The organism is Ideonella sp. P3_A4 (assembly GCF_056403075.1).
Window position 1 is genome coordinate 1 of sequence record NZ_JBFUGE010000253.1, and the last position, 8,510, is coordinate 8,510.

The 8,510-nt window shown below is 65.5% G+C and carries 8 protein-coding genes; 2 read left to right on the top strand and 6 right to left on the bottom strand.

The window, feature by feature from the left end; translation table 11 throughout:
• Positions 1 to 184 precede the first annotated feature (184 nt).
• The 5 genes from AC1DYI_RS20125 to AC1DYI_RS20145 all read right to left on the bottom strand — a co-directional run bounded on the left by AC1DYI_RS20125 (position 185) and on the right by AC1DYI_RS20145 (position 5,279).
• Entirely contained in the window at positions 185 to 1,177 is a 993-nt protein-coding gene (locus AC1DYI_RS20125) for an ABC transporter ATP-binding protein (protein WP_477205908.1), read from the bottom strand.
• Entirely contained in the window at positions 1,174 to 2,154 is a 981-nt protein-coding gene (locus tag AC1DYI_RS20130; protein ID WP_477205909.1) for an ABC transporter ATP-binding protein, read from the bottom strand. Before AC1DYI_RS20130 ends, AC1DYI_RS20125 begins: the two co-directional genes overlap by 4 nt.
• On the bottom strand, positions 2,151 to 3,089 hold the full coding sequence (locus AC1DYI_RS20135) for an ABC transporter permease (protein WP_477205910.1): 939 nt from the start codon (positions 3,087 to 3,089) through the stop codon (positions 2,151 to 2,153). Before AC1DYI_RS20135 ends, AC1DYI_RS20130 begins: the two co-directional genes overlap by 4 nt.
• A 19-nt stretch (positions 3,090 to 3,108) precedes the next feature.
• Positions 3,109 to 4,092: an ABC transporter permease gene (locus AC1DYI_RS20140; RefSeq protein ID WP_477205911.1), complete on the bottom strand. Its 984-nt coding sequence runs from the start codon at positions 4,090 to 4,092 to the stop codon at positions 3,109 to 3,111.
• A 224-nt stretch (positions 4,093 to 4,316) separates the two neighbouring features.
• On the bottom strand, positions 4,317 to 5,279 hold the full coding sequence (locus tag AC1DYI_RS20145) for a porin (RefSeq protein ID WP_477205912.1): 963 nt from the start codon (positions 5,277 to 5,279) through the stop codon (positions 4,317 to 4,319).
• A gap of 266 nt (positions 5,280 to 5,545) precedes the next feature.
• Here AC1DYI_RS20145 and coq7 point away from each other — a divergent pair, with 266 nt between their 5' ends.
• On the top strand, positions 5,546 to 6,178 hold the full coding sequence (gene coq7 / locus AC1DYI_RS20150) for a 2-polyprenyl-3-methyl-6-methoxy-1,4-benzoquinone monooxygenase (RefSeq protein WP_477205913.1): 633 nt from the start codon (positions 5,546 to 5,548) through the stop codon (positions 6,176 to 6,178).
• 20 nt (positions 6,179 to 6,198) lie between these two features.
• Here coq7 and AC1DYI_RS20155 read toward each other — a convergent pair whose 3' ends face one another.
• A complete protein-coding gene (locus AC1DYI_RS20155; RefSeq protein ID WP_477205914.1) occupies positions 6,199 to 6,624 on the bottom strand; it encodes an OsmC family protein in 426 nt (141 codons plus the stop codon).
• Positions 6,625 to 6,972: 348 nt separating this feature from the next.
• Here AC1DYI_RS20155 and ilvA point away from each other — a divergent pair.
• A partial coding sequence (gene ilvA / locus AC1DYI_RS20160; RefSeq protein WP_477205915.1) for a threonine ammonia-lyase, biosynthetic occupies positions 6,973 to 8,510 on the top strand: 1,538 nt, incomplete at its 3' end.

The following is an 8,510-nucleotide window of genomic DNA, read 5'->3' on the forward strand; positions in this document are numbered from 1 at the left end:
AGTGGCGCCCGTCGGGCGCCTTGGGGCCAGGGTCTTGCTGGTTGCCTCTGGGCTGGCCTTTGGCGTGGCGCTTCTGGCTGGTTGTGGCCAACGCGGCGCGTTGGTCTTGCCGCCTGCTGCCAAGGCCTCGGCCGCGCCCCCACCCGCCTCGGCCGCTAGCGCCGTCAACCCGGCCCGCTGAGCCTCAGAGCCGGCCCTCTTCCACCGCGTGGCAGGCGATCTGGATGCCGGCCAAACTCTGCCAACGCGGTCGCTCCTGGCTGCAGCGCGCATTGGCATGCGGGCAGCGAGGGTGGAAGGCACAACCGGTGGGTGGGTTCAGCGGATTCGGCACCTCGCCTTGCACCGGTGTACGCGCCCTTCCGCTCATGTGCAGGTCGGGGATCGCGTCCAGCAACATGCGCGTGTACGGATGTCGGGGCGACTCGAACAGCGCCGCTTTGGGCGCCAGTTCGACAAGGCGGCCCAGGTACATCACGCCAACGTCGTCACTGACGTGTCGCACCACGGCCAGGTTGTGCGAGATGAAGAGGTAGGTCAGGCCGCGCTCGCGCTGCAGGTCCTTCATCAGGTTCAAGACCTGGGCCTGGACCGACACGTCGAGCGCCGAGGTCGGCTCATCGCAGACCAGAAACTCCGGCCGTGTGGCGAGCGCGCGAGCGATCGAGATGCGTTGGCGCTGGCCGCCGGAAAACTGGTGCGGGTAGCGGCCAGCGTCTGCCGCGGCCAGACCCACCGCGCGCAACAGCGCTTCCACCTGGTCGGACACCTCGGCCTTGTCCTTCACCAGGCCGTGTTCGCGCAGCGGCTCGGCCACGATGTCCTTGACCCGCCAGCGGGGGTTCAGGCTGGCGTACGGGTCCTGGAAGATCATCTGCATGCGCCGCCGCAGACTACGGATTTGCACAGAGGACAGCGCCTGCTGCGTCGGCTGGCCATCGAACAGCACCTGGCCGCGGCTGGGCTCATGCAGCCCCACCAGCAGCCGCGCGACGGTGCTCTTGCCACAACCTGATTCACCCACCAGGGCCAGCGTGCGACCGGCGTCGATACCAAAGCTGACCCCGTCCACCGCGTGCACGAAGCGGCGCGGCTGGCGCTCGACCACCCGGTTGAGCCACGGCGACGACACATCGAAGACCTTGGCCAGGTCCTGCACTTCGACCAGGTGGCTCATGCAGCGGCTCCAGCGTCATGCAGCCAGCAGGCAGCCCGTGTTGCCCCCGCGCTCATCAGGTCGGGCCGCTCGCGCAGGCAACGCGGCATCACCTCGCCACAGCGCGGGTTGAAGGCACAACCGGGCGGAATCGAATTCAGCCGCGGCATCGCACCATCGATCTGCGCCAGGCGTTCACGGTCTTCGTCCATCGCCGGAATCGATCCCATCAGGCCGCGCGTGTAAGGATGAGCCGGGTGGTGAATCACCTGCTGTACCGGGCCGATCTCGACGATGCGGCCGGCGTACATCACGGCCACGCGGTCGCTGGTCTCCGCGATCACGCCCATGTCGTGCGTCACCAGCATCACCGCAGCGCCATGCTCACGCGCCAGGCGCCGCAACAGCGCAATGATTTGGGCTTGGATCGACACGTCCAGCGCAGTGGTCGGCTCGTCGGCCACGATCAGCCGCGGTTCGGCTGCCAGCGCCAGCGCGATCACGACGCGCTGCCGCATACCGCCCGAGAACTGGTGCGGGTACTGGTCGATGCGCGCTTCGGGCGCCGGGATGCCGGTCTGTCGCAGCAAGTCAATTGCCCGCTCACGCGCCTGAGCGCCCGACAAGGGCAAGTGGGTGCGGATCGTCTCGACCAACTGCTGGCCCACGGTGTACAGCGGGTTCAACGAGGTCAGCGGGTCCTGGAAGATGGCGCCGATCTGGCGGCCGCGCACACGGCGCATCTCGGCTGGGCTCAGGTTGTCGATCCGACGGCCTTCCAGGCGTATCTCGCCCGCTGCGATGCGGCCGGGTGGCTCAAGCAGGCCGATGATGGCTGAGCCCGTCAGGGACTTGCCGGCACCCGACTCACCCACCACACCCAGGATCTCGCCCGGCGCAATCGAGAAACTGACGTCATCCAGCGCCAGCAGCGTGCCGCGTCGGGTCGGAAACTCGRCGCGTAGGTGGCTGACTTCAAGCAGCGGCGACTGGCTCATTGCAAACGGGGGTTCAGTGCGTCGCGCAGCCAGTCGCCCAGCAGGTTGACGCTCAGCGCAAGAATCATCAACACCGCGCCGGGGAAGACGGTGATCCACCACATGCCCGACATCAGGTTGTCATTGCCGATGCGGATCAAGGTCCCCAGCGAGGGGCTGGTCGGCGGCACACCGACACCCAGGAAGGACAGCGTGGCTTCGATGATGACCGCCGCTGCAATGTCGATCGTCGCCAGCACCAGCACCGGCCCCGTGACGTTGGGCAGCACATGGCGCCACATGATGCGCAGCGGCGCCACGCCGATCACCCGCGCCGCCTGGACGTAGTCCTTGTGGCGCTCGACCAGCGTCGAGCCACGCACTGTGCGGGCGTACTTCACCCAGCCAGTCAGCGCGATCGCGAGGATGAGCACGGTGAACGCCAACGTGTCGTGCGCATGCGGGAACAGTGCGCGGCCGACGCCGTCGATCAGCAGCGCAACCAGGATCGCCGGAAACGACAACATCACATCGCACACACGCATGATGAAGGCGTCGACGTGCCCTCCGGCAAAGCCGGACAGCAACCCCAGGGCCACACCGAACAACAATGACAAGGCGACGGCGGCCAAGCCGACCAGCAATGAGATACGTGCGCCGTACATCAGCGCCGACAGGATGTCGCGCCCCTGGTCGTCGGTGCCAAGCAAGAAGGTGGCGCGCCCTTCCGGCAACCAGGCGGGCGGCAGTTGCGCGTCGGCCAATTCGATCGTCGACAGGTCGAACGGGTTGTGCGGCGCCACCCAGGGAGCGAACAGCGCGCAGAACGTGCAGACGAACACCAGCAGCGCAGCGATCTGCGCCACCGGCGAATGGCGGAAGCTGTACCAGAGGTCGCCTTCCAGGAATCGGCGCCAGGCACTCAGCGGCGGCACCGCATCGGAAACAGGGCTCATGGGCGAAGGTCGACCGGGGTCAATGTGCTGCCACCGCACGATCAGCACGCAAACGCGGATCGACAACGAAATACAGCAGGTCCACCACCAGGTTGATGGTGACGAAGATCAACGAAATCAGACACAGGTAGGCCGCCATCACGGGGATGTCGGCGAACTGCACGGCCTGGATGAACAGCAGGCCCATACCGGGCCACTGGAACACCGTCTCGGTGATGATCGCGAACGCAATCAGGCCCCCGAGCTGCAGGCCGGTGATGGTCATCACTGGCACCAGCGTGTTCTTCAAGGCATGGCCGAAGTAGACAGTGCGATCGCTCAAGCCGCGGGCGCGGGCGAACTTGATGTAGTCGCTGCGCAGCACCTCCAACATCTCGGCGCGCACCAGCCGCATGATCAGTGTCAGCTGGAAAATCGACAAGGTGATCGCCGGCAACAGCAAGTGGCGCCAGCCATCGACGGTGAGCAGGCCCGTGGCCCAACCGCCAAGGTTGACCAACTCACCGCGGCCGAAACTGGGCAGCCAGTTCAACACCACCGCGAACAACAAGATCAGCAAGATACCGATCAGAAACGTCGGCAAGGACACACCAATCAACGAGAAGCCCATCAGCAGCTGCGCCATCCATGAGCCGCGCCGCAACGCAGCCAGCACGCCCATCGGGATGCCCATCAGCAAGGCGATCAGTGCGGCCACAAGGGCCAGCTCCAAGGTCGCCGGAAAACGCTCACCGACCAAGGTCGAAACCTTGCGCCCTTGGCGCAGGCTGAGCCCGAATTCGCCCTGCACGGCATTGCCAACAAAGCGCGCGAACTGCACGACCGCAGTCTGGTCGAGACCCAGGTCGGCACGCAGCTGGGCACGCTGCTCGGCGGTCGCTTCCTGCCCCATCAGGTTGGTCACCGGATCGCCGACGTACTGGAACAGCATGAACGCGATCAGCGCCACCGCCAGCATCACGATCACGGCTTGAACGAGGCGGCGAATGATGAAAGCAAGCATGCTGGGTGGATGGCTTCGCAAGCGGCGTGCCCATGCCGATCACGGCCGAATGGGCGCGTCGAGAAACCGCCGGGTCAGCAGCTCGACGGGCGCAGTGTAGCCGTGCGAATTTCTGCATCGACCCGGCGTTTGCCCGGGTCGACCGAAGTCGACGCCCCATGAAAAAAGCCGCCCGAAGGCGGCTTTGCATTCCGGGTCGAATCGCGCACAAGCGCGACCGAAGATCAGAAGTTGTGCTGGATGCCCAGGTCGTAGCCGGTCTTGCTTTCCAGCACGACCGGCACTACCGTGGCCGTGCCGCCGATCTTGGCGACGTCGGCGTAGATCTTGGTGCGCTTTGACAGGTTGTAGTGGGCGCCGATACCGGCCTTCTTCAGCTCGGTCCCGCCGTCGACCTTGTTAGTCGCGTACATGGCCTTTAGATCGAAAGCGCCGACAGGAACGGTCGCGCCAATCAGCCATCCCTTGACGTCAGCGCCTGCAGCCGTCGTGCCCTTGCCATAACCGGCGGCCAGAGTCATGAAGCCGAAGTTGTAGCGGCCACCGATGTTCCAGACCTTGTCTTCTTCGCTGGCGGGGTTCTCGTAACCAACGCCGATCCAGAAGGGGCCTGCAGCGTAGTTACCGGCGATCGAGAACGGCTTGTCGTCAGCACCAGTAACACCGCCGCCGTTGGCCGCATTGCCCTCGGCGATCGAAGCGCCGAAGTTGAAGCCTGCAACGCTCAGATCGTAACGGATCGAATCGGCGACACGAACCTTGGAGGTGCCGCCAAAGCGCATGCCGACATCACGGCCCGCGGCGACGGTATCACCACCGAACGGGTCGATCTGGTTCTGGATCATGATGAACGCCGGGGTGTATTGGCGACCCAGGTTGACCATGCCGAACTGGGTGACCAGACCGACAGTCGAATAGCCGTTCCAGAAGTTCGCATTGGCCTGAGTCCCGGTGTCCGGGAAGAAGCGATGCTCAATGCCGAACACGGCCTTCAAGCCGCCGCCCAGGTCTTCAACACCTCGGAAGCCGATGCGGCTGCCGGTGTTGTCCATCACTTGCTTGTCTTCGGAGCCGGCCAGCTTGCCAATGGCTTGGTCCAGCTTGCCGTAGATGGTGACCGACGATTGAGCCGACGCTGCGCCGGCGAATGCGCCCAGCACGGCGAGAGCAATCAGAGATTTTTGCATTCAGAGATCTCCTAGGTTTTGAACAAGAGGTCCCGATCGAGGGGGAACCCGGTCACCACGACGGGTGGGGCCGATCAGGCCAACCTCCTCAACGGAAGTTGACGCTATTGCACCATTGCCCCCAGGGGGGCGCAAAGAAAACGGGCCCCCAATTCGGCGTTTTGTTGTCGTGCAACAACGAGTTACCCACCCCGTTGCGCACCAATATGGCGCATTGGCTTTGACGGGCGGTGAAAGCGTTGGCGGCCCGCAGGTATGCTCGCGCCATGGCTTCAGGACTTTCACTCGACAGCTGGCTGATCRCCGCCGACAACGCACTGCGCACCGTGTCCGGTGTGGCCCATGCCGGCCGGCCCTCACCCGCTGCCGAAATCGATCCCAGCCTGCCACCTGATCTCAAGCGCCGCTCTGCCCCGCTGATGCGGGTGAACCATGTAGGCGAAGTCTGCGCCCAGGCGCTCTATGAGGCACAGGCACTGACCGCGCGCAGCGCCGAGGTGCGCACGCAGATGCAGCAAGCCTCACGCGAGGAGACCGACCACTTGGCGTGGACTRCAGACCGCCTTCGGGCCCTGGGCGACCGGCCCAGCCTGCTGAACCCTCTGTGGTACGCCGCGGCTTTTGCCATCGGCCTGGTCGCTGGCCGGGCCGGCGATGCCTGGAGCCTGGGCTTTCTGGTCGAAACCGAACGGCAGGTGGAAGAGCACCTCGCGGGTCATCTGGACCGGCTCCCGGCCGAGGACCAAGCATCCCGCGCCATCGTGGCGCAGATGAAGAAAGACGAAGCGCAGCATGCCGAGGCGGCGCTGGCCGCTGGTGGCGCTCCCCTGCCGGCGCCGGTGCGTTGGCTGATGCGCGGCGCCTCCAAGGTGATGACCGGCACCGCGCACTACATCTGAGCGCGCGCCGGGCGCGACACTCAGACCGCTTCGCGGATCTCGACGCTGGTCGTGATACGGGCCGTGTGGCCAATCATCGCGGTCGCTGAACAGTACTTCTCGTGTGACAGCGCCACCGCCCGCTCGACCACTGCCAATTGCAGGTCCTTGCCGGTGACGATGAAGTGCATGTTCAGTGCAGTGAAAACTTTGGGGTCGGTGTCCGCGCGTTCGGCGGTCAGCTTGACCTGGCAGCCGCTCACCGCGTGGCGGCCACGCTTCAAGATCAGCACCACGTCGTAGGCGGTGCAGCCACCGGCGCCAGCGAGCAGGGTTTCCATCGGCCGCGGCGCCAGATTTCGGCCGCCGCCGTCGGGTGCGCCATCCATCGTCAACAGATGGCCGCTGCCGGTTTCCGCCAGCATCGCCATCCCCGCATCCGCCACCCAGTGCACCGTGCATTCCATCGTGCTTCGTCCTCATTGCCGGGCGACGGCGATCGACGCCCCATCGCAGGGCATTATCGGCATCTGGAGCCGCCTCTCTATGCCAAGGTTATTGCAGTGCAACAAAAGCCGCGCTAGACTGCTTCGCACGCAGTAAACGCTTTCACAAAGCACTGACTGCGCCTCTTGTCTCCTCCACCCCTCAACGGTGGATTCAGCCCGGGCCCTCACGGACCCGGGCTTTTTTCTGCCCGGGTCGCATAGGGGGCCTCGCAGTTCGGGCTCGCATATCATGCGGCGCTGCAGCACGGCCGGCCCGGCCGCGTTCGCTTTCAGCAAGCCCACCCCAGCCGACGAGGAGAGACGCCCATGGCCGGCGCCGCCCGAAAGCCGCGCGCCACCGCTGCGCGCTCGCCCGCAACACCCGCTGCCAGCGCCGTCGACTACCTGCGCCGAATTCTGACCGCCAAGGTCTACGACGTCGCGAAGGAAACAGCGCTCGATCCCGCCAAGGCCTTGTCGCGCCGTCTGGGTAACAGCGTGCTGCTCAAGCGTGAGGACTGCCAGCCAGTGTTCAGCTTCAAGCTGCGCGGCGCCTACAACAAGATGGCCCACCTGTCGCCCGAGGCGCTGGCTCGCGGCGTCATCTGCGCATCGGCCGGCAACCACGCCCAAGGCGTGGCACTGGGTGCACACCGGCTGAAGTGCCGTGCGGTGATCGTGATGCCGACCACCACGCCCAAGGTCAAGGTCGATGCCGTGGCGGCGCTGGGCGGTGAGGTCGTCTTGCACGGCGACAGCTATTCCGATGCCTACGTGCGCGCGCTCGAGATCGAAAAGGCCGAGAGCCTGACTTTCGTGCATCCCTTTGACGACCCGGACGTGATCGCCGGCCAGGGCACGATCGCGATGGAGATCCTGCGCCAGCACCAAGGCCCGATCGACGCGATCTTTGTCGCGATCGGCGGCGGCGGGCTGATCTCCGGCATCGCCGCCTACATCAAGGCCATCCGGCCCGAGATCAAGGTGATCGGCGTGCAGACCACCGACTCCGACGCGATGGTCCGCTCGGTCAAGGCCGGCAAGCGCGTCCAGCTGGCCGACGTGGGCTTGTTCGCCGATGGCACTGCCGTCAAGCTGGTCGGCGAAGAGACCTTCCGCCTGACGCGCGAGCTGGTCGACGACTACGTGCTCGTCGACACCGACGCGGTGTGCGCGGCGATGAAGGATGTGTTCCAGGACACGCGCTCGATCGTCGAGCCCTCCGGCGCGCTCGGCGTGGCCGGGTTGAAGCAGTACGTCGAGACCCACAAGCCCAAGGGCAAGACCTTTGTCGCCGTGACCTGCGGCGCCAACATGAACTTCGACCGCTTGCGTTTCGTCGCCGAGCGGGCCGAGCTCGGCGAACAGCGCGAAGCCTTGTTCGCCGTCACCATCCCCGAAGAACGCGGCAGCTTCAGGCGCTTTTGCGAGCTGATCGGCACGCCCGGCCACCCGCGCTCGGTGACCGAATTCAACTACCGCATCTCCGACGCCCGCGTCGCCCATGTGTTCGTCGGCATCTCGATCGCCAAGCGCGAAGAGGCCGACAAGATCGAGCGCAACTTCATCCGCCACGGCTTTGCCACCGTCAACCTGACCGACGACGAACTGGCCAAGGAGCACGTGCGCCACATGGTGGGCGGCCGCAGTGAGCTGGCCAAGGACGAGCGGCTATACCGCTTCCAGTTCCCCGAACGCCCGGGCGCGCTGATGCGTTTTCTGGCCGCGATGCACCCGAGCTGGAACATCAGCCTGTTCCACTACCGCAACCAGGGTGCCGACTACGGCCGCATCCTCGTCGGCATCCAGGTGCCCAAGGCCGACAAGAAGGCSTTCAAGGACTTCCTGGACACCCTCGCCTACCC

Coding starts and splice junctions, on each gene's coding strand:
- AC1DYI_RS20140 (WP_477205911.1), bottom strand. CDS start 4,092: ATGCTTGCTTTCATCATTCGCCGCCTCGTTCAAGCCGTGATCGTGATG.
- AC1DYI_RS20145 (WP_477205912.1), bottom strand. CDS start 5,279: ATGCAAAAATCTCTGATTGCTCTCGCCGTGCTGGGCGCATTCGCCGGC.
- AC1DYI_RS20125 (WP_477205908.1), bottom strand. CDS start 1,177: ATGAGCCACCTGGTCGAAGTGCAGGACCTGGCCAAGGTCTTCGATGTG.
- AC1DYI_RS20135 (WP_477205910.1), bottom strand. CDS start 3,089: ATGAGCCCTGTTTCCGATGCGGTGCCGCCGCTGAGTGCCTGGCGCCGA.
- AC1DYI_RS20155 (WP_477205914.1), bottom strand. CDS start 6,624: ATGGAATGCACGGTGCACTGGGTGGCGGATGCGGGGATGGCGATGCTG.